Source organism: Streptomyces sp. NPDC050416 (genome assembly GCF_044458845.1).
Classification (GTDB): Bacteria; Actinomycetota; Actinomycetes; order Streptomycetales; family Streptomycetaceae; genus Streptomyces.
Map to the genome: position 1 here is coordinate 574,050 of NZ_JBITII010000002.1, position 26,229 is coordinate 600,278.

The window sequence follows — 26,229 nt, forward strand, 5'->3', positions numbered from 1 at the left end:
TCTCTCTGGTCTACAGCTTCTCCACCGGCGCGTACCGCAGCAGCAGCCGCTTCGGCTTGGTGTCCCCGAAGTCGATGGTCGCCTCGGCGTTCCCGCCCGTGCCCTTCACCGCCACGACGGTTCCGAGGCCGAACTGGTCGTGCGTGACCCGGTCTCCGACCGCCAGGGACACGACCGGCTTCTCGGAGGTCCGGCGCGTGGCGAAACCGGACGCGCCCGACGCGGACGAACGGGAGCGGGACGACGACAGCGAGGCCGCCACCCCGGAGACGGGGCCGGAGGACGCGGGCGCGGTGGCTCCCGTCCGCTTCCACTCCACGTACGCCGGCGGGATCTCCTCCAGGAAGCGGGAGGGCGGGTTGTACGAGGGCTGGCCCCAGGCGCTGCGCAGGGTGGACCGCGTCAGATACAGCCGCTCCCGCGCGCGTGTGATGCCGACGTACGCCAGGCGCCGCTCCTCCTCCAGCTCCTTGGCCTGGCCGAGGGCGCGCATGTGCGGGAAGACGCCGTCCTCCATGCCGGTCAGGAAGACGACCGGGAACTCCAGGCCCTTGGCGGTGTGCAGGGTCATCAGCGTGATGACGCCGTCGCCGTCCTCCTCGTCGGGGATCTGGTCGGAGTCGGCGACCAGGGCGACCTGTTCGAGGAAGTCGGACAGCGTGCCCCGCTCCTCTTCGCCGCGCTCCTGCTCGAACTCCATGGCGACGGCGGCGAGTTCCTGGAGGTTCTCGATCCGGGTCTCGTCCTGCGGGTCGGTGGAGGCCTGCAACTCGGCGAGGTACCCGGTGCGTTCCAGGACCGCCTCCAGCACCGTGGCCGGTCCGGCGCCGGACTCGACGATCGTACGGAGGTCCTCCATCAGCGTGTTGAACCGCTTGACGGCGTTGGTGGACCGCGCGGCCATGCCGTACGCCTCGTCGACGCGCTTGAGCGCCTGCGGGAAGCTGATCTTCTCCCGCTGGGCGAGGGCGTCGATCATCGCCTCGGCACGGTCGCCGATGCCCCGCTTGGGGACGTTGAGGATCCGGCGCAGCGGCACGGAGTCCTCCGGGTTGGCCAACACGCGCAGGTAGGCCAGGACGTCCCGGACCTCCTTGCGCTCGTAGAAGCGGACGCCGCCGACGACCTTGTAGGGCAGGCCGACGCGGATGAAGACCTCTTCGAAGACACGGGACTGGGCGTTGGTGCGGTAGAAGACGGCGACGTCGCCGGCCTTCGCCTCGCCGGCGTCCGTGAGGCGGTCTATCTCGTCGGCGACGAACTGCGCCTCGTCGTGCTCGGTGTCGGCGACGTAGCCGGTGATCGTGGCGCCCGCGCCCGCGTTGGTCCACAGGTTCTTGGGGCGGCGGGACTCGTTGCGCTCGATGACCGCGTTGGCCGCGCTGAGGATCGTCTGGGTGGAGCGGTAGTTCTGCTCCAGCAGGATCGTCGTCGCGTCCGGGTAGTCCTCCTCGAACTGGAGGATGTTGCGGATCGTCGCGCCGCGGAAGGCGTAGATCGACTGGTCGGCGTCACCCACGACGCACAGCTCGGCGGGCGGGACGTCGTCCGGGCCGGGGGGTACGTCGACGGGGTGCTCGGAGGTGCCGACGAGTTCCCGGACGAGGGCGTACTGGGCGTGGTTGGTGTCCTGGTACTCGTCCACCAGCACATGGCGGAAGCGGCGGCGGTAGTGCTCGGCGACGTCCGGGAAGGCGCGCAGCAGGTTGACCGTCGTCATGATCAGGTCGTCGAAGTCGAGGGCGTTCGCCTCGCGCAGCCGCGACTGGTACATCGCGTAGGCCTGGGCGAGGGTCTTCTCGAAGCCGTCCGTGGCCTGGGCGGCGAAGTCCTCCTCGTCGATCAGCTCGTTCTTCAGGTTGCTGATCTTGGCGCTGAAGGACTTCGGCGGGAAGCGCTTGGGGTCGAGGTCCAGGTCCCGGCAGACCAGGGCCATCAGGCGCTTGGAGTCGGCGGCGTCGTAGATCGAGAACGAGGACGTGAAGCCGAGCTTCTTGCTCTCGCGCCGCAGAATGCGCACGCACGCGCTGTGGAAGGTCATCACCCACATCGCGTTCGCCCGCGGGCCGACGAGCTGCTCGACGCGCTCCTTCATCTCGCCGGCGGCCTTGTTGGTGAAGGTGATCGCGAGGATCTGCCCCGGGTGCACGCCCCGCTCGGCGAGCAGGTGGGCGATGCGGTGCGTGAGCACGCGGGTCTTGCCGGAGCCGGCGCCGGCCACGATGAGCAGCGGGGAGCCGGAGTGGACGACGGCGGCGCGCTGGTTGTCGTTCAGCCCCTCCAGGAGGGCGGCGGTGTCCACCGGCGGGCGCGGGGCACCGTCGCGGTAGTAGGCGTCCCGGTCCGGGGGCACGTCGAACTTCCCGCCGAACAGATCGTCCGGAACCGGCTCCGGTACGTGATCGTCCTCGGGTGGCGGCGGGGGCTCGTCCGCGGGGCCCCGCTGGGCCTGGAGGTCCGCCAGGAAGCTGTCGTCAAAGAGGCTGCTCATCGCTCTCCGAGTCTAGGGCGCCCCACTGACAGCCCGCCGCCGCCCTGAGAACATCGCCGAAAGGAACCCCTCATCACCCTGTATCCACGCACGATCACAGTCCGCTACGACTGTCACAATTATGACGAACTCGTGACCAACGCCCCTCCGTCGATGACTCTCGGCGACGCTTTCGACTAAGGTCACGAAAATGTATCGGGCATATCGCCCATCAACCTTCACAAGGGCAACACGAGTTGGCTACCGTGCGGGCAGGCCGCACGACCCCCACCGGCGAACGTCGCCGGGCCGCGCGGCCTCCGCCGAGTCCGGTGTGCCGCAGCGGCAGCCGGAGCCGGGGACCCAACCGAGAACTCTGGGGTGAATCGGCCGGACTCCCTCCACGGAGACGGCAGTAGGGCAACCCTTCCGATGTACCCGCCCGAACCCGACAGCTAACCCGGTAGGCGGAGCATGGAAGGAGTCGCCTCCCTTGGCGTCGCACCGCAAGTCGCGTCCCGCTGGTACGCGCGTCGCAGGCATACGGACCCCCGCCCTGGCAACGGCGGCCCTCACGTCCGTCGCCCTGCTGTCCCAGTCGGCCAATGCCGCCCCCGAGGCCGACGACAAGCCGAGTCTCGAGGAAGTCGAGAAGAAGGTCGACGACCTGTACCGCCAGGCCGAGTCGGCGACCGACAAGTACAACTCGGCCAAGGAGAAGACCACCAAGCAGAGCAAGCGCGTCGACACCCTCCTCGACGACGTCGCCAAGCGCACCCAGAAGCTCAACGAGGCACGGGAGGAACTCGGTTCCTTCGCCGCCGCCCAGTACCGCACCGGCGCCTCCGCCCCGGACACGGCGACGTTCCTGCTCGCGGACACCCCGCAGGACTACTTCGACCAGACCCAGCTGATGGACCGGATGACCGGCCGTCAGAAGGTCGCGGTCGACGACTACGTCACCCAGCAGTCCGAGACGATGAAGAAGCGCCAGGAGGCCACCGAGAGCCTCGAGACGCTCACCGAGACCCAGGGCGACCTGAAGACGGCCAAGGCCACCGTCCAGCGGAAGCTCGCCGACGCGCGCGACCTGCTGTCGAAGCTGACCGCCGAGGAGAAGGCACGCCTCGCGGCGATCGAGCGGGAGAAGCAGCAGGAGGCCGCCCGCAAGGCCGCCGAGCTGGCCCGGCAGCAGGCCGCGCAGCAGCAGGCGCAGGAGCAGGCCGCCCAGCAGCAGGACAGCGGCTCCTCGTCCACGGGCTCGTCCTCGTCCACGGGCTCCGGCTCGTCCACCTCGACGGCCCCGGCCGATTCCTCGTACGCCACCAAGGCCGAGAAGGCGCTCGCCTTCGCCCGCGCCCAGATCGGCAAGCCGTACGTCTGGGGCGCCGTCGGCCCCGGCTCCTACGACTGCTCCGGTCTCACCCAGGCCGCCTGGAAGGCCGCGGGCGTCACCCTGCCGCGCACGACCTACGACCAGGTCAACGCCGGCACCACGGTCCCGCTGACCGACGCCCAGCCCGGTGACCTGGTCTTCTTCTACGACGACGTCACCCACGTCGGCATCTACATCGGCAACGGCATGATGATCCACGCCCCGAAGCCCGGCACTTATGTGCGCGAGGAGTCGATCTACTACGACGGCGAGTCGGCGATCCACAGCGTGGTGCGGCCGGCCTGAGGCCGTACTTCACGGAGGGCACGCGCGTATGGGGGCGCTCTCGCGTTTTTGAGGCGCCCGCGCGCGTGCCCCGCTCGCAACGCGCGCGGCGCCTCCTAGCATCGGGCCCATGCCCGGCCCCTCCCCCTCCACCGCCTGGTGGGCGCAGCGCGCGCCGTCCGCCGGCGCCGCCGTGCTGGCGACCGGCACCCTGTCGGTCGGTCTGGACCTGGCGGGGTACGGCGGCCTGTCCCGTATCGCCCTCGGTCTGGGCTGCGCGGCGTGGCTGCTGCTCGCCGCCGACTTCACGCTGCGGCTGCTGCTGGCGGGCACGGGATGGCGGGCGTACGCGGGAGTGCCGGGCCTGGTGGACACCGTGGCGACGGCCGCCCTCACCACCGTGGCGGCGACGGCCGTCCTGGGCACCGGCTTCTCGGCGGCCGGCGCGCAGTCCCTGGCCGCGGCCCTGCTGGTGCTGGCCGTGCTGCTCTGGCCGGTGCCACTGGTCCTCCCGGCGCAGGACGGGGAGCGGCGCAGGCCCGGGACGGTGTTCGCGCGCTGCATGGCCACGCAGGGGCTCGCGGTACTCGGTGCCACGCTCGCCGCGGCCGAGTCGGCGGCCTGGCTCGCGCACGCGGCGCTGGTGCTGTTCTGGCTGGGGCTCGTGCTGTACGTCCTCACCCTGGCCCGCTTCGATGTGCGGCAGGTGGCCGAGGGGCGCGGCGACCACTGGCTCGCGGGCGGGGCGCTCGCCCTCTCGGCGCTGGCCGGGGCGCGGCTGATCAGCTCCGACAGTGCGCGCCTGTACCTGTGGAACGTCGACGACCGCGGCGTCCTGCGCAATGTGACCGTCGTGCTGCTCGTGCTCACACTGGCCTGGTGCGCCGTCCTGCTCGCCGCCGAGTTCCTGCGCCCCCGCCCCCGCACCGACATCCGCCGCTGGGCGACCGTGTTCACCTGGGCCAAGACGGCTGCGGCGACCCTGGCCGTCGCCGCAGCCCTCGACGTCTCCTGGCTCGACGGCTTCGGGGAGCTGCTGCTGTGGGTCGCGGTGGCCGCCTGGCTCGGGGCCACCGCCTGGACGCTCGCCTCCGTCCGGGCCTATGCCGCACCCGGGCGGGTCAGGTCCAGAGCACGGCGATGAAGACGTTCGCCGCGGTCAGCGCCCCGACCAGGCCGAACAGGCCCTTGTCCACCTTCTCGTCGTCCCGCTTCACGTAGACCAGGCCGAGGATCACGATCAGCAGGGCCAGCTTGACGCCGATCTTGACGTTGTTCACGGACTGGTCGTCGGCCTGGTTGAGGCCGACCAGGATCACACCGGTGACCAGCATCGTCAGCGCGCCGTGCAGCATCGCGGGGGTGTAGCGGGCGGTGCCCTCGCCCATCGCCTTCATCTGGGTGAGGAAACCGCCCAGGAGGGACGCGATGCCGATGATGTGGAGGCCGACGAAGAGGTGGATGAGTACGTCCATGAGGCCGGAGCCTAATCAGGGGCTCCTGTGCCGCCCGACACCGGGCCACCAATGCACATATCCGCCCCATAGCACCTGATCACTGTCACTCCCCCATGAATCGACGCATCGGTCATCACGCTGAGTGAAGTAGACGACGTGGAGGCCGGATCACGGTCGCATACGCTCACTGCCGGTCCTCTCGGGACAGTTCCGCGCACCCGCCACCGGCCCGCCACGCCGGGCTTTAGCGTCCTCCACCAGGTGACCGGCTCCCCACCGCCGCCCGGGCCAGGGGCGGCAGTCGGGCACCACCGCCGAAGAGGTCCGGCGGCGGCCCGCTTCCCCTGTGCGGGCCGCCGCCGGACGCGCGCTGGTCGCTGTCCGCTCCCCCAGCGGCCATTCGCAGCCACCGGCGGTCGAGGAAAGGAGTGGCCTCCAGTTGGCAGCGCACCGCAAGCCCCGACAGCGCTCGATGAGTGGCAACAAGGCCCGTACGGCCGCCACCATCGCCCTCGCAGGCGCGGCGACAGCGACGGGCTTCGACGGAACCGGACACGCCGAACCGCAGCTCACCCCGAGCCAGGTCAAGGCCAAGGTGGACAAGCTGTACCAGGAGGCGGAGGTCGCCACCGAGAGGTACAACGGCGCCAAGGAGAAGGCCGACGCGGCCGGGCAGCGGCTGAAGGACCTGCAGGACCAGGCGGCGCGCAAGGAGGACCGGCTCAACTCGGCCCGTGAGGCGCTCGGCTCGGTCGCTGCCGCGCAGTACCGCGCCGGTGGCCTCGATCCCGCTGTGCAGCTCGCCCTGTCCGACGACCCCGACCGGTACCTGAAGAACGCCGAGTTCGTCGAGCGGGCCGGCAACCGGCAGCAGGCCGACGTCGCGCGTGTACGTCGGCAGCTCCGGGAGATCGAGCAGCTGCGCGGGGCGGCCCACATCGAGCTGACGTCACTGAAGTCGCGGCAGACGGAGCTGAAGCGCCACAAGAAGACCGTCAACGGCAAGCTGGACTCCGCGCGGCAACTGCTGTCCCGGCTCAGCGTGCAGGAACGTTCCAGGCTCAGCGAAGCGTCGGGCACGGGCCGCGCCTCACGCTCCTCGACGGGCCCGCGCGACACCCTGGCCGCCCCGGGATCCGCCGCGGCCCTGGCACCCAACTCCCGCGCGGCCGCCGCCGTGTCCTACGCCTACCAGAAGCTCGGCAGCCCCTACGTCTGGGGCGCGACCGGACCGAACGCCTTCGACTGCTCGGGCCTCGTCCAGGCCGCGTACCGCTCCGCGGGCGTCTCCCTGCCCCGCACGACGTACTCCCAGATCGACGCGGGCCGCCGCGTCTCCCGCTCCGAACTGCTCCCCGGCGACCTGGTGTTCTTCTACGCCGGCATCAGCCACGTCGGCATCTATGTGGGCAACGGCCGGATGATCCACGCCCCGAACCCGTCCGCCCCGGTCCGGGTCGCCCCGCTCGACGAGATGCCGTTCACGGGCGCTACCCGGGTGGTGTGACAGGGCGGCGCCCGGGGTCACACCAACCGGCGGGCCGTCGCCCAGCGCGTCAGCTCGTGCCGGTTGGAGAGCTGGAGCTTGCGCAGGACCGCCGAGACATGGGATTCGACCGTCTTCACGGAGATGAACAGCTGCTTGGCGATCTCCTTGTACGCGTACCCCCGGGCGATGAGCCGCAGCACCTCGCGCTCGCGCTGGGTGAGGCGGTCCAGGTCCTCGTCGACCGGCGGCGCGTCCGTGGAGGCGAAGGCGTCGAGGACGAACCCGGCCAGCCGTGGGGAGAAGACCGCGTCGCCCTCCTGGACACGGAAGATGGAGTCGACGAGGTCCGTGCCGGTGATCGTCTTGGTGACGTATCCGCGGGCCCCGCCGCGGATCACGCCGATCACGTCCTCGGCGGCGTCCGACACGGACAGCGCCAGGAAACGGACGGGCTGCTCGGCGTCGGCCATCAACGGGGCGCAGCGGCGCAGCACTTCGACACCGCCGCCACCGGGCAGGTGCACGTCGAGGAGGACGACCTCGGGCCGGGTCGCGGTGATGACCGTGACCGCCTGGTCGACGTCCGCGGCCTCGCCGACGACCTCGACACCGGTCTGCTCGGTCTGGCCGATCTCGGCCTGGACCCCCGTACGGAACATGCGGTGGTCGTCGACGAGGACCACGCGCACGCGACGCCCGCCGGTGCCGCCGTCCGACTCCGTGGGCCCGGGCGCCTCCGCCGATCCCGCCGTACCGTTCGCCTCGGTCGGGTCGCTCATGACGTCTTCTCCGCCCTCTCCATCTCCAGCTCGACCTCCGTGCCGCCGTCCGGCACCGCGCGCAGTCGCGCCGTACCGCCGTTGCGCTCCATACGGCCGATGATCGATTCTCTGACACCCATCCGGTCGGCGGGTATCGAGTCGAGGTCGAAGCCGGGGCCGCGGTCCCGGACGGACACGAAGACCGTCTTCCCCTCGACCTCGGCGAAGACCTGTACGGCTCCGCCCTCGCCACCGTACTTGGCGGCGTTCACCATTGCTTCGCGCGCGGCCTGCATCTGCGCGCTGATTCTCTCGTCGAGCGGGCAGTCGCCCACGACCACGACCTCGATGGGTACGCCGTGCTTGTCCTCGACCTCGGCCGCGTTGCGCCGCACGGCGTCGGCGAGGGTGGTGGGTTCGTCGGCCTCCTCCTTGCCGGTGCCCTCCGGCTTGTACAGCCAGGTGCGCAGGTCGCGCTCCTGGGCGCGGGCGAGGCGGCGCACCTCGCCCGCGTTCTCCGCGTTGCGCTGGATCAGGGTGAGGGTGTGCAGCACCGAGTCGTGCACATGCGCGGCGACCTCCGCGCGCTCCTGGGCGCGGATCCGCATCAGGCGCTCCTCGGAGAGGTCCTGCGTCATGCGCACCAGGTACGGCCCGGCGAGAAGCGTTATCCCGACGAGGACCGCGAGGGCCGCCTGCAGGACGGAGCCGAGGTGGGCGGCGGAGCCCTGCAGGACGAAGATGCCGGAGACGCCGGCCGTCACCAGCAGCACACCGCCCACCGAGCGCAGCAGCGTGAGAGTGCGCCGGCGACGGCCGACCTCGACCCAGCGGGCCCGGCGGGCGTTGTCGGCCTGCCGCCAGACCAGGGCGACGCCCGCGCCGACGAGCACCGCCGGCCAGAGATACGCCCTGGCCCCGCCGCTGAGGTTCACATTGCCCACGAACACCATGGCCACGACGACCATGAGGAGCAGGGCCACGATCTGGCCCTTGTCGGGTCTGCGGGCGACGAGTCTGCGGCGGCCGTCGGGCGAGGTCTCCGAGGCGACCAGCGACGGCGGCTTCTGCTTCTGCGCCTCGACGCCACCGATGCCGAGCGGGACGAAGAACCAGAACGCGGCGTACAGCAGCGCACCGAGGCCGTCGGCCATGAACAGGCCGACGAAGACGAGCCGTACCCAGATCACGGGCAGCCCGAGGTGCCCGGCGAGCCCTCGCGCCACACCACCGAGCCAGCGTCCGTCACTGCTGCGGTAGAGCTTGCGCGGCGGCCGCGGTTCGGCGAGTGGCGCTGCTGCGGCTTCCGACATGCCATTGATGGTCACACGGCCGGCAGGCCGGAGCATCAGGGTCGGCCCCGGAGACTCCCCTGATCTCCGGACCCGGGCCTTCGAACGCTTCCCGAGCCGTCCCTCAGGGCCGATATCAGGGTCGGGCCAGGGTCATTCCGGCTGCCGCGGCGCCGCCGCGCCCGTCACCATGGACCCATGACCGATCACGAGCACGCCGCGACGGGTCCGGGACCCGGCTCCGGCCCGCGCCCCGCACCGGGCACCGGGCCGCAGGATGCCGCGCCCGCCGCGGGCGCCGGCTCCCGCGCGCCCGGGCCCGCGGGCGCGGGAGAACAGAAGGGAGCCACGCCCGACGCGGCCGGCCCCGCGGGGGAAGCCCCGCCCGGGCCACCGCACAGGTTCCGGCGCGACCGCCGCAACAAGGCCCTGGCCGGCGTCTGCGCCGGGCTCGGGCGGCAGTGCGACATGGACCCGGTGATCTTCCGGATCACCCTCGCGGTGCTCTCCGCCACCGGCGGCATCGGCCTCCTCTTCTACGGCTTCGCCTGGCTCCTCGTGCCCTACGACGACGAGGACGAGAACGAGGTGCGCAAGCTGCTGACCGGCCGCGTCGACGGCCAGGCCCTGACAGCGGTGCTGTTCGCGCTGGTCGGCTGCGGCGTGTTCCTGACCATGCTGAACAACGGCGGGGTGCTGACCTTCGCCGTCGTCCTCTCCCTCCTCCTCGCGGGCGCCGGCTACTGGTCGCGCCATCGCGGCGCCCCCGGCCCCGACCCGCTGGCCGCCCAGGCCGTCGCCGACGCCCCGCCCGAACCGCAGGCGCCGCCGGTGTTCATCACCTACCCGTCCTGGTGGCGCGACCCCATCGTCAAGGACGGCACCCACATCGGCGGCACGGGCTACCTCTGGGGCCCGCGCGACACCCGCGACCTGGACGTCGCCGCGGCCATCAACATCAGCCGCGGCACCGAGGCCCCCGACCGCGAGGACATACCCGTCCCGCGCACCCGGCCGCCCGAGCCGCGCGGCCCCCGCTGGATCGGCGGCTGGGTCTTCCTGCTGGCCCTGCTCGCGGGCGCCCTGGGCACGAACCTGACCTGGGACCACCACCCGCTCGGCACGAGTGTGCAGACCGGCCTGTCCTGCGCGCTCGCCGTTCTGGGCCTGGGCATAGCGGTCAGCGCCTTCCTGGGGCGGACCGGCGCGGGCTCGATCCTCCTGGCGATCATCACGGCGGGCCTGCTCGCCGGCTCGGCGGCACTGCCCAAGGACATCGGCACGCAGTGGACCCGCACGACCTGGCAGCCCACGACGGTGGCGGATGTAGACCGGCAGTACGACCTGGGCACGGGCGTCGGCACCCTGGACCTGTCGAGGGTGGACGTGGAACGGAACAGGACGGTCACGACCCGCGCCGACGTCGGTGTGGGCCGGGTGAAGGTGGTGGTGCCCGAGGACGTGACCGTGCGGCTGAGCGTCGACGTGGGGCTCGGAGACCTGCAGTTGCCGGGCGACGACGCGAAGGACGTGGACGTGAAACCGGGCCGGCACAAGGAGATAACCCTCTCCCCCGCCCAGGGCGTCAAGAGATCGGGCACCATCGACCTGGATCTCCAGGTCGGCATGGGACAGGCGGAGGTGGCCCGTGCTGCGTCATGAACTCCAGCCCGGAAAGCTGGTCGCCGGCACGGTCCTCACCCTGGTGGGCGTCCTCTACGCGGGAGACGCGGGCGGCGCCTGGGAGACGCCGTGGTTCGTGGCGATACCCCTCGTCACGGGCGGGCTGTTCCTGGCCGGCGCCGTGGCGTTCCTGACGGGCCGGATACGCCGGCGCCGGGGGTCGGGCCGTACCACCGACGAGCCCGGCCCGGACATGGCGGCCTGACGACAAGCCGCCGCCTGACGACAGGCCACACCGCCGCACCGCCCACGGGCGTGCGCTACCGGTAGTCCCCTGTCCTCCGCCGTCGCCGCGACCGCAATGCGGCGTCCAGGGAGAACAGGGGAGCGCCCGCGAGCACGAGGGGGATCCAGGCCATGAGGTAGGCGAGGTCGTTGCCGTAGTAGTACGGGTCGGACGCCCAGCTCACGGTCAGCCACAGGCTGAGGGAGATCAGCACACCGCCGAGTGCGGCCAGCCGGGCGAACAGGCCGAGCAGGGTGCCGATGCCGACGGCGAGCTCGCCGCAGGCGATGGCATAGCCGAAGCCGACGGGGCTCTTCAGTGAGAGGTCCACCAGGGCGGGGATGGCGGAGGAGTCGCGGACGGCGCGCATCATGTCGCCGATCGAGCCGGAACCGGAGTCCTTCATGAAGGCGCTGTCGGTGAGTTTGTCCAGGCCGGCGTAGATGAAGGTGACGCCGAGGAAGAGCCGTAGGGGAAGGAGGGCGTAGCGGACGGCGGTGTCCCGCCAGTCTCCTCCGCTGCCGAAGTGGGGGGTGTGCGTGTCCGTTCTCATGCCGTGAGTCATCGCTGCTAGCCGCCTCTCGCCCGCCGGTGCCGAGACCCCCTCAACGACCATACGTACGACGAACCGACCCGGCTCAATCCTGTGCGGCGGCTTTTGTTACTGGCGTCCCTGAAACCCGCAGCCAGGGCAACCACGACGCGCCCGCAGGCGCAGCCGTCATTCCGTCACGTCGACCGCGTACCGGTTCGTCTCCACTCCCGCCGCCGTGACCACCTGTACCTCCACCCGTCCCGGCTCGACATCCGCCGGTACCGGCACGGTCAGCAGTGTGTCCGTCGGGTTGTCGAAACCCCCGGGCACCGGCACCAACGGGACGTGGACGTGCACCGCACCGACGCGGACGACCATCCGGGCCAGCCGGTCCGCGCCCTGCGCTCCCGGCGGTACGAACCCGGCGCCCCGGATCTCGATGTCGTCGCCCGTGCGGATCGGCCCGTCCAGGTCCCCCGCCTCCCGCGACCGCACGACGGAGAGGATGACCGGCCGGCCCCCCTCCGCGTACTTGCCGGCCAGGTACGTCGCCGCCGACACCAGGACGACCACGGCCAGCCCCCACGGCAGATCCGGCAACTGGTCCGGCCGCCGGGCCAGCCGTACCGCCGCGAAGACCAGGGCGACGGCGCTGATCACGACGTACTGGATGTCGGCGAAGGTGCCCCGGCCCGCGTCGTCGGTCAGCAGGTCGGCGGCTCGCGGCCGGTCGGCGGGCACCTTCTGGAGCCGTTGGGCCAGCACCCGCAGCCCGACCACCCGCCGTACGAGCACGGCGATCCCGCACACCACGGCGAGTACGGTCACGACCCCCGCCCCGCGGGCGAGTTCCAGCCCGGAGAGCAGCGCGTCCCGGTCGGCGTGCCGGGAGGCGCCCGCCAGCCGGGCGGCCAGCACGAGCACCGAGTAGGCCACGAAGAGCACCCACGCCCCGGCGACCGTACGGGAGGTGGACAGCCGGTTGTCCTCACCGATGAGGGGCGCCAGCACACCGCCCTTCGCCCGGTGGAACCACGACGCCGCCGTCAGCGCCCCGGCGACCACCAGCGCGGCGGCCAGCCCGGCCGACCGGGCCGCCGTCCAGCCCGCGCCGACCGCGGTGAGGGCCTGCCCGAGCAGCAACAGCACGACGGCCGCCCACACGACCCCCGCCGTGCGGCGCCAGAGGCCGGCCAGCCAGGCCCGTCCCTCGGCTCGGCCGCGCTCGGCGACGAGTTCCGCGGACTGCGCCAGTTCCTCCGAGACCCACTGCCGGGAGGCCGAGGCGGAGTGGGCCACCGCGGCCGGCAGCCCCTGCCCGGCCGCGAACTCGTCGCGCCTGCGCAGAAACGCGGCGACGGCCCTCCGATGCCCCTCACGCGCCCCGTGCGGACAGTCCCCGCAGGCGCACCCACCTCCGTGCACACCACCGTTCACACTGCCGTGCACACCGCCGTGCACCCCGCCCCGCATACCTCCGGGCGCACCGCCCTGTCCCGCCTCGCGCACCGTCACGCCCGACGCCCGCCTTCCCGCGACCCAACCACCGTCGGTCTTCCGGACCCCGGAAACACCGCTGCACAACTCCCGTGCGACGACAGCGGATTATCCCTTCACCACCTGGTCCGCGTCCGCCCGGTCTGGTCAACACGGGTGAAGTTCGGCGCGGCCGGTTGAGCCGGCTGCGAGAATTCCCTTATGGCCGAGATCATCCAGCGTGATGGGACCTGGGCCTTCGACGGCGGTACGGTCCGGATCACGCCCGGTCTGCACCGCTCGGTGCCGCTGTTCCGGCAGACGTACGGAGAGATCGCCGTGCCGCTGGAGGCGGTCTCGGGTGTCGTCCTCGAAGCGGAACGCAAACGCGGACGGCTCCGGTTGCGGCTGCGGGAGGGCGCCGACCCGCTGCTCCAGGCGACCGGCGGGCGGCTGCCGGACGCGGCCGATCCGTACCGGCTGGCGGTGGACGTCGACCGGACGGGGGTCGCCGAGTACGTCGCCGAGGAGATCCGCCGCGCGCTGCTTCTCGACCAGGTCCCGAAGGAACCGGCGAAGGCCTATCTGCTGCCGGGCCCGCCGGTTCCGGTGTCGGTGCGCTCGTCCGACGGGACGGTCTCCTTCGACGGGACCCGGGTACGGATCGACTGGGCCGACACCTCCGAGCGGGTCAAGCGCGCCACCGGCCCGCGCGTCATCGACCTGGGCGACCTGGTGCGGGTCGAGTGGCTGCCGAACTCCGGTCACGAGGACGGCTTCCTGCGGTTCGTGACCCGCGAGACGGTGTTCTCGAAGCTCCCACCGGAGAAGGATCCGTACGCCCTGGACCTGTGGGGCAGCGTCCGCCGCGACCTGCTGACCGCGCTCGTGGCGACGGCGGTGACCGCCCGGCTGCCGCACCCGTCCACCCGCGCCGCGGCCGGGGACCACGAGGACGGCGCGCACGGCTCCCGCCCGGCCGGCGCCGCTCCGCCCGCGGCCGACCACCACGACGTACTGCTGCGCCGCCTCCGCGAGTTGGGCGAGCTGTATCGGGAGGGTGTGCTCACCGACGAGGAGTTCGCCAGGACGAAGGCAGTGGTGCTCCGCGGCTTCTGACGGGCGGACCGCTCAACTCAGCTCAGCTCAGCTCAACTCAGCCCGACTCGGCTCAACAGAACTCAGCCCAGCAGATCCGGCTCGCTCCGGCTGACCTCCTGCCACATCGGCTGGTAGTTGATCCACGCCACCAGGTCGCCCCCCAACTGCTCCCGCGTCGCCACCGCCATCCGGTGGTCGATGCGGACCGGCCGCCCGGCGGCCTGCGCGGTCAGCTGCACCTGACAGGACCGTTCCATCGACACGAACCACCAGGCGGCGGCGTCCACCGAGTCGCCGACGGTCAGCAGCCCGTGGTTGCGCAGCACGAGCGCCTTGCGGGAGCCGAGCGCGGCCGCGATGCGCCGCCCCTCCTCGGCGTCGACGGCGACGCCGGTGTAGGCGTCGTAGAGGGCGTGGTCCTCGTAGAAGGCGCAGCTCTCCTGGGTGATCGGCTCCAGCAGCTCGCCGAGGGCGGCGAGCGCCCGGCCGTGCACCGAGTGGCAGTGGGCGACGGCGACCACGTCGGGACGGGCCGCGTGGACCTGGGCGTGCACGGTGAAGGCGGCCTGGTTGACGTGGTAGCCGCCCTCGACGACCTGGCCGTCCTGGTTGGCGAGCACCAGGTCGCTCACGGTGACGTGCCGGAAGGGCATCCCGAACGGGTTGACCCAGAAGCAGTCGGTGTACTCGGGGTCGCGGGCGGTGATGTGCCCGGACACACCGTCCTCGTAGCCGAGCCGCCCGAAGATCCGCAGGGCGCCCGCGAGCCGTTCCTTACGGTGCCGGCGTTCGTCCTCCACCGACTCGTGCATGGGCGGCATCGCGAACCGCAGCCGGTCGGTGGGCAGCGGCAGGGGCGGGGTGGGCCCGTGCATAGGTCCTCCAGCGATGGTTCTGCGTACGGGGCGGAAGCTACCGCCGGTCGGGTCGGAAAGAGAGAACCGTTTGGTGAAGATGAGACCGGCGCACCGTCGAACGCCTCGTGAGTACCCGCGAGCACCTGTGCGCACCCGTGCGCACCCCTTTCGCCCCCGGTCTCCCCGACTCCACGAATAGCCGACAGAAGATGTCGGATTTCGGCGCGACACTCTCCCCATGACAGCGAACTGGGCGGCTTTCGCCACCACCGAACCGGACATGGCCGACACCGTCGAGAAGCGCTTCGGCGCCTACACCCACCACGTCCTCGCCACCCTCCGGAAGGACGGCTCGCCCCGCACCAGCGGCCTGGAGGTGCGGTTCCTGAACGGCGAGCTGTGGCTCGGCATGATGCCGGACTCGCTCAAGGCGCTCGACCTGCGCCGCGACCCGCGCTTCGCGCTCCAGGCGAACCCCGGGGAGGGCACGGGCATGGGCGGCGGCGACGTGCGGATCAGCGGGCGGGCGATCGAGGTCGACGACGTGGAGACGAAGGCGCGGTACGTCGAAGAGGTGGAACCGCCGGAGCCGTTCCACCTCTTCCGTACCGAGCTCACGGAGGTCGTACGGACCTACGTCGAGGACGACAAGTTCCTCGTCGTCCAGATCTGGACGCCCGGCGAGCCCCTGCGCACGATCAAGCGCACATAGAGCCTGGGAACTACTCCCACTCGATCGTCCCCGGCGGCTTCGAGGTGACGTCGAGAACAACGCGGTTGACGTCTCGCACCTCGTTGGTGATCCGGGTCGAGATCTTCGCGAGGACGTCGTACGGCAGGCGCGACCAGTCGGCGGTCATCGCGTCCTCGGACGAGACGGGCCGCAGGACGATCGGGTGGCCGTACGTGCGGCCGTCGCCCTGGACGCCGACGCTGCGGACGTCCGCGAGGAGGACCACCGGGCACTGCCAGATGTCCCGGTCGAGGCCGGCCGCAGTGAGCTCCTCGCGGGCGATGGCGTCGGCCTCGCGCAGCAGGTCCAGGCGCTCCTTGGTGACCTCGCCGACGATCCGGATGCCGAGGCCGGGGCCGGGGAAGGGCTGGCGCTGGACGATCTCGTCCGGCAGGCCGAGCTCCTGGCCGACCATGCGGACCTCGTCCTTGAAGAGCTTGCGCAGCGGCTCGATGAGCTTGAACTCGAGGTCCTCGGGGAGGCCGCCGACGTTGTGGTGGGACTTGATGTTGGCGGTGCCGGTGCCGCCGCCGGACTCGACCACGTCGGGGTAGAGGGTGCCCTGGACGAGGAACTCCACGGCCGGGCCCTGGTCGGCGATGATCTCGGCCTGGGCCTGCTCGAAGACGCGGATGAACTCGCGGCCGATGATCTTCCGCTTCTCCTCTGGGTCGGAGACCCCCTTCAGAGCGGACAGGAACCGCTCCTCCGCGTCCACGACCTTCAGCTGCACGCCGGTCGCGGCCACGAAGTCCTTCTCGACCTGCTCGGTCTCGCCCTTGCGCATCAGGCCGTGGTCGACGTACACGCAGGTCAGCTGAGAGCCGATGGCCTTCTGGACGAGGGCCGCGGCGACCGCGGAGTCCACACCGCCGGACAGTCCGCAGATGGCTCGCCTGTCACCGACCTGCTCGCGGATGGCGGCGACCTGCTCCTCGATGACGCTGCCCATGGTCCAGGACGGGGTCAGACCCGCGCCCCGGTACAGGAAGTGCTCCAGCACCTGCTGCCCGTGCGTGGAGTGCATCACCTCGGGGTGGTACTGGACGCCGTACAGCTTCTTCTCGTCGTTCTCGAAGGCGGCGACCGGCACGACGTCCGTGGAGGCCGTCACGGAGAAGCCCTCGGGGGCGGCGGAGCAGGCGTCGCCGTGCGACATCCAGACGGCCTGCTCGGCGGGGGTGCCCTCGAAGAGGGTGGAGGACGACTTGGAGACGTGCAGGTCGGTGCGGCCGTACTCGCGGGCTCCGGTGTTGTCGACGGTGCCGCCGAGGCTCTGCGCCATGAGCTGGAAGCCGTAGCACATGCCGAAGACGGGGACGCCGGCCTCGAAGAGCGCGCGGTCGAGGCGGGGCGCGCCCTCCTCGTACACCGACGAGGGGCCGCCGGAGAGGATGATCGCCGCGGGGTTCTTGGCGAGCATCTCGGCGACCGGCATGGTGCTCGGCACGATCTCGCTGTAGACCCGCGCCTCGCGGACACGACGGGCGATGAGCTGGGCGTACTGCGCGCCGAAGTCGACGACCAGGACGGTGTCGGCGGCGCTGGCAGCGGGAGTCGCTGATGACACAGGGTGCCTTCCGGCGGTGGGGCGGGGGTCTTGTGCCACCCGATTCTACCGGGGTGCCGCAGGGCGTCGTCCGGGCGCCGGGCGCCGGGGCCGTCTCAGGATGCGAACCGGGTTGGACGCCCCCGGGGAGCGGGGCATACTTGCCCCATGCTCCAGCACCAGACGTTCGTCTTTACCTATGGCACCCGGCCCGCCGGCTGCCATGGTCGTGCTGCTTGAGCAACTGACAAGCGACTTCCCAGGCGCCCCGGGCCGACAAGGTCCGGGGCGTCTGCCGTCGTCCGGGCCTTGCCGCTCCGGGGCACCCCTCGACGACAAGGAGCCCCCATGAACGCCACCGACGTGACCGGTGCCCGTACCCCCGAGGCCGCCGGCGTGATCAGCGGCGCGCGTGAGCGCATCGACGCGCTGGACGACCGGATCATCGGCCTGATCCAGGAACGGGCGGCGGTCTCCGCCGTCATCCAGGAGGCCCGGATCTCCTCCGGCGGCCGGCGCGTGAACCTCTCCCGCGAGATGGAGGTCCTCGGCCGCTACCGGGAGGCGCTGGGCAAGCCGGGCACGGCCCTCGCGATGACCCTGCTGGAGCTGTGCCGCGGCCGGATCTGAATCCCCGTTCCCAAGGAGAGACGTTCCCAAGGAGAGACGTTCCCGGGAAAGACGTTCCCAGGACAGACGTTCCCAGGACAGACGTGCGCCCCCTTCTCACCCGTACGGCGCGTGACCGTCCCGCGGGCCGCTTCGTTGGTCCCGGTGCCCGTGCCAGCCAGGCGCGGGCCCGAGAGAAACCACGCGTGGCTCGCTGGAGCGATGAGACGTACGGACGTGCGTCGTGGGACCTCGCTCCAGGGAAGTGACCGGACGGCAGGGGACAGCAGCCCGGTCACCCAAGAGAACGGTCGGCTCCGGGGACGCCCGGGGCCGACCGGCGGACCTTGCAGAAGTGCACAAGGCTGGATCGAAAGGTTGCGGGCGCCGCGTTCATCCAGCACGATGCGTAGACAGCCCAAGTCCCCCCGCGGGCACCCGCATTGCCCCATTGCCAGAGGTAGAGACCAGCGGTGCACCCCCCGGCGCCGCTTCGAGGCACCGGCGCTGCCCTGACGTCGGTGCTGACGAGAAGAAGGGCCCCGCGGCTCCACCCCGCGGGGCCCTTCGCTCTGCGCCGGCAGTCGCCCCGAGGCGCGTCGTCGTCCCAAGGCGCGTTGTCGCCCCGAGGCGCGTCGCCGCCCCGAAGGCCGTCAGGTGCGCGAGACCGTCCCGCACTCGTCCGGGTCGCGGTCGATGTCCTTGCTCCGGTCGTACGGATCCGTCGTCGGCCCGCTCGGTGCCGCGCCCGTGGGCCGGCTCGACGGGAACTCAGGGTGCAGATAGCCGTCGTAGACGTCGCAGGAGGAGTTGCCGATCTCCTGGTCGTACTCCAGGAGCAGCAGCCGGCCCTCGGTGACCTGGTACCGGACGGGGTCGGCGAGTTCGACGTCGAGCACCCGGCGCACGATGGTGCGGGTGACCTCGGTGGGGCCGTCGGCCCGTACGACGGGGTAGACGAAGGTGTAGTCGGCGCGCACGGCGACGCCTCCGTGCGACCCCTTCTCGAACGTCATGCGGCCGCGGGTCTTGATCACGTCGCCGACCGGACGCACCTCGTCGGGGTCGAAGCGGCTGAACAGCGTCACCGGATCGTGCTTCCTGCTCGGGGAGCGCAGGGCGGTGCCGAGGTAGTCGAGGACGTCGGGCTGCTTGGGGTCGAGCACGGAGAGCGCGGCCTCGGGGCGGGCGCCGCGCACCGCCTTCGGGTCGAGGTTGGCGCCCACCAGCAGCTTCTTCGTCAGCTTCAGCGCCTGCTCCACACGGTCCTTCGGGACCGGTCCGACGGCTTTGGCCTCGGGCAGCACGATGCCGGCCTCACCGTCGGCCCAGCGCAGCGCCGGGGAGCCGGCGAACGGCTTGTCCAGGGTGGGGATTTCGGGGTCCGACGCCCCGGGCGCGGCACTGGGGGCCGCGGTCTCGTCGGGCAGCGGTGAGGCCGCGGCCGACGACTCGTCCGTGCCGAAGGGGTCGCCGGGCAGCAGCGACGGTTTCAGCGCCACCAGCGCCACGGCGACGGCGACGGGCACGCCGAGGACGGCCCACAGCTTGCGGCGCCGCGCCGCCCGGCCGTTCATCTCCTGCCAGGCAGGGCCCGTTCGCCACCCGGGAGGCGACTCACCCCGGGCCTCCTGCTGTCGCAGGCGCTCGGTCACCATGCGCGCCCGTGCGGACGGCTCCTTCGGGGCTGAGGCATGGCTGTTCCGCTCGGCGTCGCGGATGAACTGCTCCCAGACATCGTCGGGAAGTTCCGAGGCCGACGGCTCGTCGTCGGACGGCTTTTCAGACACGAAGTCAAGATCTAAGCGGGTGGGCGGCGCCTTCACAAGAAGGTCTTGAGTGTGACTCAGCCCACATAAAAATTCTGTGAATGCCAGCACAACCATTCACAGGTGCCACGGATCAAACCTGCCGAACCAAGGGCACTCCCGCGCCCCACACGCGGAGGCCTCCCCCAACGTTCGTACCGCATCCTGCGGTACGCCCGGACTCTCCGAGGTCTTCATGAAGCTTCGCCGCGCCATGGCAGCAGCGGCCGCTACGGCGGTCATAGCCCCGGTCGCACTGCTCGCGGCACCGGCCGCGTACGCGACCGACGAAACGTCGCCCGCGCCGAGCGCGCCCGCGAGCGAGTCCGCCACCCAGACACCGCCCGCTTCGAGCCCGCCCGCGAGCGAGTCCGCCACCCAGACACCGCCCGCTTCGAGCCCGCCCGCGAGCGAGTCCGCCACCCAGACGCCGCCCGCTTCGAGCCCGCCCGCGAGCGACTCCGCCACCCCGGCGCCGTCCACCTCCGCGCCCGGGGAGTCGGAGTCCCCCGACCCCGAGCCCTCGGTGTGCGAGGACACCAAGGTCGACGTAAGCATCACCGGCCTGCCCGGCAAGATCGCGGCGGGCAGCGGCTGGCACAAGTTCTCGCTGAACGTGGCCAACAACTCCGACTCCACGCTCAACGACCTCGACTTCTTCGCCGGGGCCTCCCCCGACAAGAACGGCGAGGAGCTGTTCTCCAGCAAGCAGGTCCAGCTCCAGGCCTGGGACCCCCAGGACAAGATCTGGGTCGACCTCAACGAGGGCGGCTACGCGGTCGGTTACGTCGGCTACACCGACGAGCTGAAGCCCGAGTACCAGGTCAACATCCCGCTGCGCCTCAACGTCAAGCCGTCCGCCCCGGTCGGCGCCGGCTTCTCGCTCGGCGCGACGATCTACGGCGACAACGACGACGAGTGCGTCGGCTTCGGTGACGTCTCGTACAAGTTCCAGATCGTCGCGGCCGGTACGGACACCGGTGGCACCAAGCCGACCGAGGGCGGCAAGGCGCCCGTCACCGACGAGAAGCCGAGCGGCAACACGCCGGAGGTCACCGGCAGCCTCGCCGAGACCGGCTCCAGCTCCGCCCTGCCGGTGATCGGCCTCGTCGGCGGTGCCGCGGTCGTCGCCGGTGCCGGCGCGGTCTTCGTCGTGCGTCGCCGCAAGGCCGGCGTCCAGGCATAAGCCACAGCGGCCGGCAGGCCGTTGCACCAGCGGGAGAGGGACCTGCGCTCGGAGGGGGGCGCAGGTCCCTCTTCCGCTGTCCGCTGCCGGTCAGTTCTTGGGCGGTACGGCCGGCAGGCCGAGGAAGGGCAGCCGCAGCGCGCCGAAGGCCTCCGCCGGGACCGCCGGGGACTTCGGCTCGACCGGCTGGAGACGCTCGTAGGCCGCGCCCTGCCGGGGTCGCGGATCGGGCTCGCCCTTGTTGGGCCAGAACGACATGGCCCGCTCGGCCTGGGCGGTGATGGTGAGAGACGGGTTGACGCCCAGATTGGCGGAGACGGCGGCGCCGTCGACCACCGAGATGCCCGGGTGGCCGTAGAGGCGGTGGTACGGGTCGATCACGCCGGTATCGCGGGAGTCGCCGATCGGGCAGCCGCCCAGGAAGTGGGCCGTGAGCGGGGTGCCCATCAGTTCGCCGACGTTCGAACCCGCGAAGCCGTTGATCTCGGCGGCGAGTGCCGACGCGCTCTCCGTGGCCGCCTTGATCTGCTTCGGGTTGGGCGCGCCGTGGCCCTGGCGGGCGGTGAGCAGGCCGCGGCCGACGCCCGACGGTTTCAGGTACGTCGTCAGCGAGTTGTCCAGCGACTGCATCACCAGGCCGATGATGGTCCGCTCCGACCAGCGGCGGTTCGACAGCGAGCGCAGCACCAGCAAGGGGTGTTTCACCGCGTGGGCGAGGAAGCCCAGGACCCGTGAGGTGCCCGAGTCGTTCCCGGCGTACGGGACCTGGAGGATCGACAGGCTGCCCATCGAGTTGGAGCCCTTGCCGTAGCGGACCGGCTCGATGTGGGTGTTCTCGTCCGGGTGGATCGAGGACGTGATGGCCACGCCCCGCGTGAAGTCGGCCTTCGGCGCGCCGTGCGCCTTGCGGTAGCGCCGGTCGTCGGTCTGGGCGCCGACCAGGGCCTCGGAGTTGGTGCGGGTCAGCCCGCCCAGCTTGTCCGAGATGTACGGCAGCTGGCCGCCGGCCTTCATACGGTGCAGCAGCGTCTGGGTGCCGTACGTGCCGGCGGCGAGGACGACCTGACGGGCCCTGAACGTCCGGCCCTTGGCCTTGCGGCGGTCGTCGGTGGGCAGGGTGGCGACCGCGTACCCGCCGCGCGAGTCGTCGGTGACCGAGACGACCGTCGTCAGGGGGTGCACGACAGCGCCCGCCTTCTCGGCGAGGTACAGGTAGTTCTCGTTGAGGGTGTTCTTGGCGCCGTGGCGGCAGCCGGTCATGCACTCGCCGCACTCCGCGCAGGCCCTGCGGGCCGGGCCCGCCCCGCCGAAGTACGGGTCGGGCACCTCCTGGCCCGGCTTCGCCCTCACCGTGCCGTCCGCGTCCTGGCCGTCGCCGAAGAAGACGCCGACGGGTGCGAGGTGGAAGGAGTCGCCGCAGCCCATGCGCTCCGCGGCCGCCTTCAGGTGCACGTCCGACGGGGTCATGGTCGGGTTGAGCCGTACGCCGAGCATGCGGCGGGCCTGGTCGTAGTACGGCTTCAGCTCCTCTTGCCAGTCCGTGATGTCCCGCCACTGCGGGTCCTCGAAGAACGGCTTGGGCGGGACGTAGAGGGTGTTGGCGTAGTTGAGGGAGCCGCCGCCGACGCCCGCTCCCGCCAGGACCATGACATTGCCCAGCAGGTGGATGCGCTGGATGCCGTACATGCCGAGTTTCGGCGCCCAGAGGTAGTTCTTCAGGTCCCAGGAGTTCTTCGGGAGGGACTCGCGGGTGAAGCGGCGGCCGGCCTCCAGGACGCCGACCTTGTAGCCCTTCTCCGTGAGGCGCAGGGCGGTCACCGAGCCGCCGAAGCCGGAGCCGACCACGATGACGTCGTAGTCGTAAGCGTCCTGAGGCACGTGCTCTCCTCGCTGCATCACCGGAACCGGAACGCCTTCATCAGGCGCAGGCTCCTGCTCATGAACTGGGCGTACTGCTCGTCGTCCATGCCCAGCGAGGGGGCCATCGGCAGGACTCGCTGGTGGGCGACCGTCTGGGCCTCGGTGTACTTGAGGATGCCCTCGGCGCCGTGGCGGCGGCCGAGGCCGGAGTCCTTCATGCCGCCCATGGGCGACTGGACACTGCCGTACGCGGGGACGTACCCCTCGTTGATGTTGACGGTGCCGGTGCGCAGCCGGGCGGCGACCTCCTGGCCGCGCCGGCCGTTCCTCGTCCACACCGAGGAGTTCAGGCCGTACGCGGTGGCGTTGGCGCGTTCGATCGCCTCGTCCTCGCTTGTGAAGCGGTAGACCGAGACGACGGGGCCGAACGTCTCCTCCGTGCAGACGGACATGTCCGTGGCGACCCCGTCGAGGATCGTGGGCTCGAAGAAGTACGGGCCGATGTCCGGTCGGGCCACGCCGCCCGCGACGACCTTCGCGCCCTTGGCGACCGCCTCCTCCACGTGCCGTGTGACGGTTTCCAGCTGGCGTTCGCCGACCAGGGAGCCCATGTCGGCGCCGTACGCCAGCGACGTGCCGAGGCGGATGGCCTTCGTGCGGGCGGCGAAGCGCTCCAGGAAGGCGTCCGCGATCGACTCGTGGACGTAGAGCCGCTCGATGGAGATGCACAGCTGGCCGGCGGAGGAGAAGCAGGCGCGGACGGCTCCGGCCGCGGCCTTCTCGATGTCGGCGTCCTCCAGCACCAGCATGGCGTTCTTGCCGCCGAGTTCGAGGGAGACGCCGACCAGCCGGGCGGCGGCGCCCTGGGCGACCTCGCGGCCGGTGCGGGTGGAGCCGGTGAAGGAGACGTAGTCGGCGTGCCGGACGACCTCGGGGCCGACGACCGGGCCGTCGCCGAGGACGACCTGGAAGACGTCGGCGGGCAGTCCGGCCTCTATGAGCAGGTCACGGGCCCACAGGGCGGTCAGGCAGGTCTCCGTGTCGGGCTTCATGACGACCGCGTTGCCCGCGACGAAGGCGGGGAGCGCGTCACCGACGGACAGTTCCAGAGGGTAGTTCCAGGGCGCGATCTGGCCGACGACACCGCGCGGGTGGCGCCGTTCGACGACCTTGGTGAGGGTCGGCATGGCACCGGCGTGCCGCTTCGGGCGGAGATAGGCGGGGGCCTTGCGGCCGTAGTGCCGGGCGGCGACCGCGACGGCCTGGACCTCCTCGTGGGCGTGCAGCCGGGCCTTGCCGGTCTCCAGCTGGATCAGGTCGAGCACCTCGGCCTGGCGCTCGAGCACCAGGTCGTGGAAGCGCAGCAGGACGGCGGCGCGCTGCCGTACCGGGGTCTGCGCCCACACGGCCTGGGCGGCGCGCGCCAGTTCGAAGGCCTTCGCGACGTCCTCGGGCGTCGACTCGGGCAGGTCGGCCAGCTTCTCGCCGGTGAACGGCGTGTGGTTGGCGGTCCGGCCGGAGCCTGCCACTCCCTTGGTGAGCTGGGCGACCAGCTCGGGGGTGACCACGTCGGCGGCGGTGCGGGCGCCCTCCGGGGCGGGGGCGAGGGGGTTGGTGCCGGCCAGTGCCGTGCCGGTCTTCTCCGGGGCGTGCGCGTCCGTCATGAGCCGCAGAGTATGCCCCGGCGGAGCCTTTGGGTACCCGTCGGTAATACGGCTTCACCGACTGCACACAAGGCGCCAGTGGCTGCTGGCAACGAACGCGCTGATCAGGCCGTTGTGCGGTGACCAGTTGGTGTGATTCAGCCTTTTACGATCCCGGCGACTCAGGCTTCTCGATCCCGAGCCGGTCCCGGGCGCCCTCGAACACGGAGGTGCCCTCCTTCTCCTCGGGCGTGCCCTTGGGCATGTCGACGCGCAGTTCGTACATGCGGTCGTCATCGGTGCGGATCAGCACCCGCATGACCCGTCTGGGGTCCTCGTCCAGGTGGTAGGTGGTGTCGGCGAGGGCGGCCTCGCAACCCTGGACGCTGGTGCGGTAGTACTGCGTGTCCCCCCGCACGACGGGTGCGTTCCGGACCTGGTCCATCGGGGAGCCCGGGGCCCGGTCCCAGAGGAGGAGGCGGACCTGGACGGTGCCGCCCTGTTCGTCGCCGTAGAGCACGGTGCGAGGCTGGTCGGTGACGCTGCCGGTCCGGTCGAGTTCGCGGTAGTGGCTCGGGAGATGGAGTACGGCCGCCAGGTCCGGATCGCGGTGCGGGGTCCAGGTCTCCGTCGCTTCGGCGGTCTCCGTGCCGCTGGTGTCGCCTAGGCGGGTGGCGGCGCCCATGCCGCCGGCGAGCAGTGCGCTCATCAGGGCGAGGGGGCCGGGGCGGAGGAGGCTCGGGCGCTTCGGGGGTGCGGGGCGGTTCCGCGTCGCGGGGCCGGGATGGGGTTCCTCCGGTGGTGCGGCCTTGCCGTCTGTGAGCCGGGGTGGGTCGGGGTCCTTCGTCACGGAATCCCGTATCTCCTCCGCCGCCGGCCACCGCCCGGCCACCGCCTCCAGCGCCTGCGCGACCTCCTCGGCGTCCGGCCGCTGTTCGGGGTCCCGCACCAGCAGCCGCGCGATCAGCGGCCCGAGCGGTCCGGCCTGCTTCGGTTCGGGCGGCTCGGGGGCGAGGATCGCGGCGAGCGTGGCCTCCGGTGTGTCCCGGCGGAACGGGGACGTCCCCTCGACGGCCGCGTACAGCAGGACGCCCAGGGACCACAGATCGGAGGCGGGCCCGGCGATGCGGCCGGACATCCGCTCGGGTGCGACGAACTCCAGCGAGCCGCCGAACTCCGCGCCGGCCGTGAGCGCTTCCTCGCCCTGCACGTGGGCGGTGCCGAAGTCCGTGACGACGACCCGCTGGTGGGGGCCGAGCAGCACATTGGCCGGTTTCACGTCCCGGTGGACGATGCCGACGGAGTGCGCGGCCCTCAGGGCACCGAGGACGGCGAGGCCGATCCGGGCGGCTTCGCGGGCCTCGACCGGGCCGCGCCGGAGCACCTCGTGCAGGGACTCGCCCGGCACCAACTCCATGACGATCCAGGGGAGTCCGTCGAGCACCGCGTCGACCGCGTCCAGCCCGTCGCGTCCGAGCCGGCCGGGACGATCGGCCCGCCCGGCACGTGCGTCCGGCTGCGGCTCCGGCTCGACGACCACGTCGTGGATGGTGACGGCGGCGGGATGGTCGACGCGGGCGGCGGCGCGCGCCTCGCGGTAGAGCCGGTGGGCCGCACGCCGGTGGCCGTCGTCCTCCGGGTCGCCCGGGTCGCCCGGCAACCGGGGCTGCTTGACGGCGACTTCCCGCTGCACGAGTTCGTCGTAGGCCCGCCAGACGGTGCCCGTCCCGCCGGAGCCGATGCGCTCGATCAGCCGGTACCGCCCGCCGACCGACCGGCCTTGGGCGCCCGTCCCGCCCCCGTCGTTGCTCATGCCCCATCAGTACCCCGCGGG

At 71.6% G+C, this 26,229-nt stretch carries 21 protein-coding genes and 1 riboswitch; of the genes, 9 read left to right on the plus strand and 12 right to left on the minus strand.

Annotation, left to right across the window (positions count from 1 at the left end; genetic code table 11):
• Window positions 1-10: 10 nt before the first annotated feature.
• The gene (pcrA, locus tag ACIBL4_RS07635) at window positions 11-2,491 is read right to left on the minus strand and encodes a DNA helicase PcrA (RefSeq protein WP_399407477.1); all 2,481 of its coding nucleotides are present in this window, start codon (window positions 2,489-2,491) and stop codon (window positions 11-13) included.
• Between the two features lie 290 nt (window positions 2,492-2,781).
• A riboswitch (cyclic di-AMP (ydaO/yuaA leader) is annotated at window positions 2,782-2,955 on the plus strand.
• Window positions 2,956-2,963: 8 nt separating this feature from the next.
• Here pcrA and ACIBL4_RS07640 point away from each other — a divergent pair.
• Window positions 2,964-4,151: an NlpC/P60 family protein gene (locus ACIBL4_RS07640; protein WP_399407479.1), complete on the plus strand. Its 1,188-nt coding sequence runs from the start codon at window positions 2,964-2,966 to the stop codon at window positions 4,149-4,151.
• Between the two features lie 109 nt (window positions 4,152-4,260).
• Window positions 4,261-5,274 (plus strand): hypothetical protein, encoded by a 1,014-nt coding sequence (locus tag ACIBL4_RS07645; protein ID WP_399407481.1) that lies wholly within the window; start codon window positions 4,261-4,263, stop codon window positions 5,272-5,274.
• On the opposite strand, the gene ACIBL4_RS07650 is transcribed toward ACIBL4_RS07645, so the two are convergent.
• Window positions 5,252-5,605: a hypothetical protein gene (locus tag ACIBL4_RS07650; protein ID WP_399407483.1), complete on the minus strand. Its 354-nt coding sequence runs from the start codon at window positions 5,603-5,605 to the stop codon at window positions 5,252-5,254. The genes ACIBL4_RS07645 and ACIBL4_RS07650 overlap by 23 nt on opposite strands.
• A gap of 421 nt (window positions 5,606-6,026) precedes the next feature.
• On the opposite strand from ACIBL4_RS07650, the gene ACIBL4_RS07655 reads away from it, so the two are divergent.
• A complete protein-coding gene (locus tag ACIBL4_RS07655; protein ID WP_399407485.1) occupies window positions 6,027-7,094 on the plus strand; it encodes an NlpC/P60 family protein in 1,068 nt (355 codons plus the stop codon).
• A gap of 17 nt (window positions 7,095-7,111) precedes the next feature.
• Here ACIBL4_RS07655 and ACIBL4_RS07660 read toward each other — a convergent pair whose 3' ends face one another.
• Window positions 7,112-7,855 (minus strand): LuxR C-terminal-related transcriptional regulator, encoded by a 744-nt coding sequence (locus tag ACIBL4_RS07660; RefSeq protein WP_399407487.1) that lies wholly within the window; start codon window positions 7,853-7,855, stop codon window positions 7,112-7,114.
• The gene (locus ACIBL4_RS07665; RefSeq protein WP_399407489.1) at window positions 7,852-9,150 is read right to left on the minus strand and encodes a PspC domain-containing protein; all 1,299 of its coding nucleotides are present in this window, start codon (window positions 9,148-9,150) and stop codon (window positions 7,852-7,854) included. The genes ACIBL4_RS07660 and ACIBL4_RS07665 overlap by 4 nt, the downstream gene beginning before the upstream one ends.
• A gap of 177 nt (window positions 9,151-9,327) precedes the next feature.
• Between ACIBL4_RS07665 and ACIBL4_RS07670 the strand changes: the two genes are divergently transcribed.
• Together ACIBL4_RS07670 and ACIBL4_RS07675 are read left to right on the plus strand one after the other, a co-directional pair.
• Window positions 9,328-10,791, plus strand: coding sequence for a PspC domain-containing protein (locus tag ACIBL4_RS07670; protein WP_399407491.1), 1,464 nt, complete (start codon window positions 9,328-9,330; stop codon window positions 10,789-10,791).
• Window positions 10,778-11,017 (plus strand): hypothetical protein, encoded by a 240-nt coding sequence (locus ACIBL4_RS07675; RefSeq protein WP_399407493.1) that lies wholly within the window; start codon window positions 10,778-10,780, stop codon window positions 11,015-11,017. Before ACIBL4_RS07670 ends, ACIBL4_RS07675 begins: the two co-directional genes overlap by 14 nt.
• A gap of 55 nt (window positions 11,018-11,072) precedes the next feature.
• Here ACIBL4_RS07675 and ACIBL4_RS07680 read toward each other — a convergent pair whose 3' ends face one another.
• On the minus strand, window positions 11,073-11,603 hold the full coding sequence (locus ACIBL4_RS07680) for a DoxX family protein (RefSeq protein ID WP_399407495.1): 531 nt from the start codon (window positions 11,601-11,603) through the stop codon (window positions 11,073-11,075).
• Window positions 11,604-11,759: 156 nt separating this feature from the next.
• On the minus strand, window positions 11,760-13,046 hold the full coding sequence (locus ACIBL4_RS07685) for a hypothetical protein (RefSeq protein WP_399408122.1): 1,287 nt from the start codon (window positions 13,044-13,046) through the stop codon (window positions 11,760-11,762).
• 225 nt (window positions 13,047-13,271) lie between these two features.
• Between ACIBL4_RS07685 and ACIBL4_RS07690 the strand changes: the two genes are divergently transcribed.
• Complete coding sequence (locus ACIBL4_RS07690; protein WP_399407497.1) at window positions 13,272-14,168, plus strand: DUF4429 domain-containing protein; 897 nt, start codon at window positions 13,272-13,274, stop codon at window positions 14,166-14,168.
• Window positions 14,169-14,230: 62 nt separating this feature from the next.
• Here the strand turns inward: ACIBL4_RS07690 and ACIBL4_RS07695 are convergent, their stop codons facing one another.
• Window positions 14,231-15,025, minus strand: a complete 795-nt coding sequence (locus tag ACIBL4_RS07695) for a class II aldolase/adducin family protein (RefSeq protein ID WP_399407499.1) — start codon at window positions 15,023-15,025, stop codon at window positions 14,231-14,233.
• Between the two features lie 220 nt (window positions 15,026-15,245).
• Between ACIBL4_RS07695 and ACIBL4_RS07700 the strand changes: the two genes are divergently transcribed.
• On the plus strand, window positions 15,246-15,719 hold the full coding sequence (locus tag ACIBL4_RS07700; RefSeq protein ID WP_399407501.1) for a pyridoxamine 5'-phosphate oxidase family protein: 474 nt from the start codon (window positions 15,246-15,248) through the stop codon (window positions 15,717-15,719).
• A gap of 10 nt (window positions 15,720-15,729) precedes the next feature.
• On the opposite strand, the gene guaA is transcribed toward ACIBL4_RS07700, so the two are convergent.
• On the minus strand, window positions 15,730-17,310 hold the full coding sequence (gene guaA, locus ACIBL4_RS07705) for a glutamine-hydrolyzing GMP synthase (protein ID WP_399407503.1): 1,581 nt from the start codon (window positions 17,308-17,310) through the stop codon (window positions 15,730-15,732).
• Window positions 17,311-17,598: 288 nt separating this feature from the next.
• Here guaA and ACIBL4_RS07710 point away from each other — a divergent pair, with 288 nt between their 5' ends.
• Window positions 17,599-17,919 carry a chorismate mutase gene (locus tag ACIBL4_RS07710; protein WP_356925102.1) on the plus strand — a complete coding sequence of 107 codons (321 nt, stop codon included), beginning with the start codon at window positions 17,599-17,601 and terminating at the stop codon, window positions 17,917-17,919.
• 632 nt (window positions 17,920-18,551) lie between these two features.
• Here the strand turns inward: ACIBL4_RS07710 and ACIBL4_RS07715 are convergent.
• Entirely contained in the window at window positions 18,552-19,688 is a 1,137-nt protein-coding gene (locus tag ACIBL4_RS07715; protein ID WP_399407506.1) for a hypothetical protein, read from the minus strand.
• Between the two features lie 214 nt (window positions 19,689-19,902).
• Between ACIBL4_RS07715 and ACIBL4_RS07720 the strand changes: the two genes are divergently transcribed.
• On the plus strand, window positions 19,903-20,892 hold the full coding sequence (locus ACIBL4_RS07720) for an LAETG motif-containing sortase-dependent surface protein (RefSeq protein ID WP_399407508.1): 990 nt from the start codon (window positions 19,903-19,905) through the stop codon (window positions 20,890-20,892).
• Window positions 20,893-20,982: 90 nt separating this feature from the next.
• On the opposite strand, the gene ACIBL4_RS07725 is transcribed toward ACIBL4_RS07720, so the two are convergent.
• The 3 genes from ACIBL4_RS07725 to ACIBL4_RS07735 all read right to left on the minus strand — a co-directional run bounded on the left by ACIBL4_RS07725 (window position 20,983) and on the right by ACIBL4_RS07735 (window position 26,208).
• Window positions 20,983-22,770, minus strand: a complete 1,788-nt coding sequence (locus ACIBL4_RS07725; RefSeq protein WP_399407510.1) for a GMC family oxidoreductase N-terminal domain-containing protein — start codon at window positions 22,768-22,770, stop codon at window positions 20,983-20,985.
• Between the two features lie 17 nt (window positions 22,771-22,787).
• Complete coding sequence (locus tag ACIBL4_RS07730) at window positions 22,788-24,416, minus strand: succinic semialdehyde dehydrogenase (protein ID WP_399407512.1); 1,629 nt, start codon at window positions 24,414-24,416, stop codon at window positions 22,788-22,790.
• Window positions 24,417-24,561: 145 nt separating this feature from the next.
• Window positions 24,562-26,208: a protein kinase gene (locus tag ACIBL4_RS07735; RefSeq protein WP_399407514.1), complete on the minus strand. Its 1,647-nt coding sequence runs from the start codon at window positions 26,206-26,208 to the stop codon at window positions 24,562-24,564.
• Window positions 26,209-26,229 lie beyond the last annotated feature (21 nt).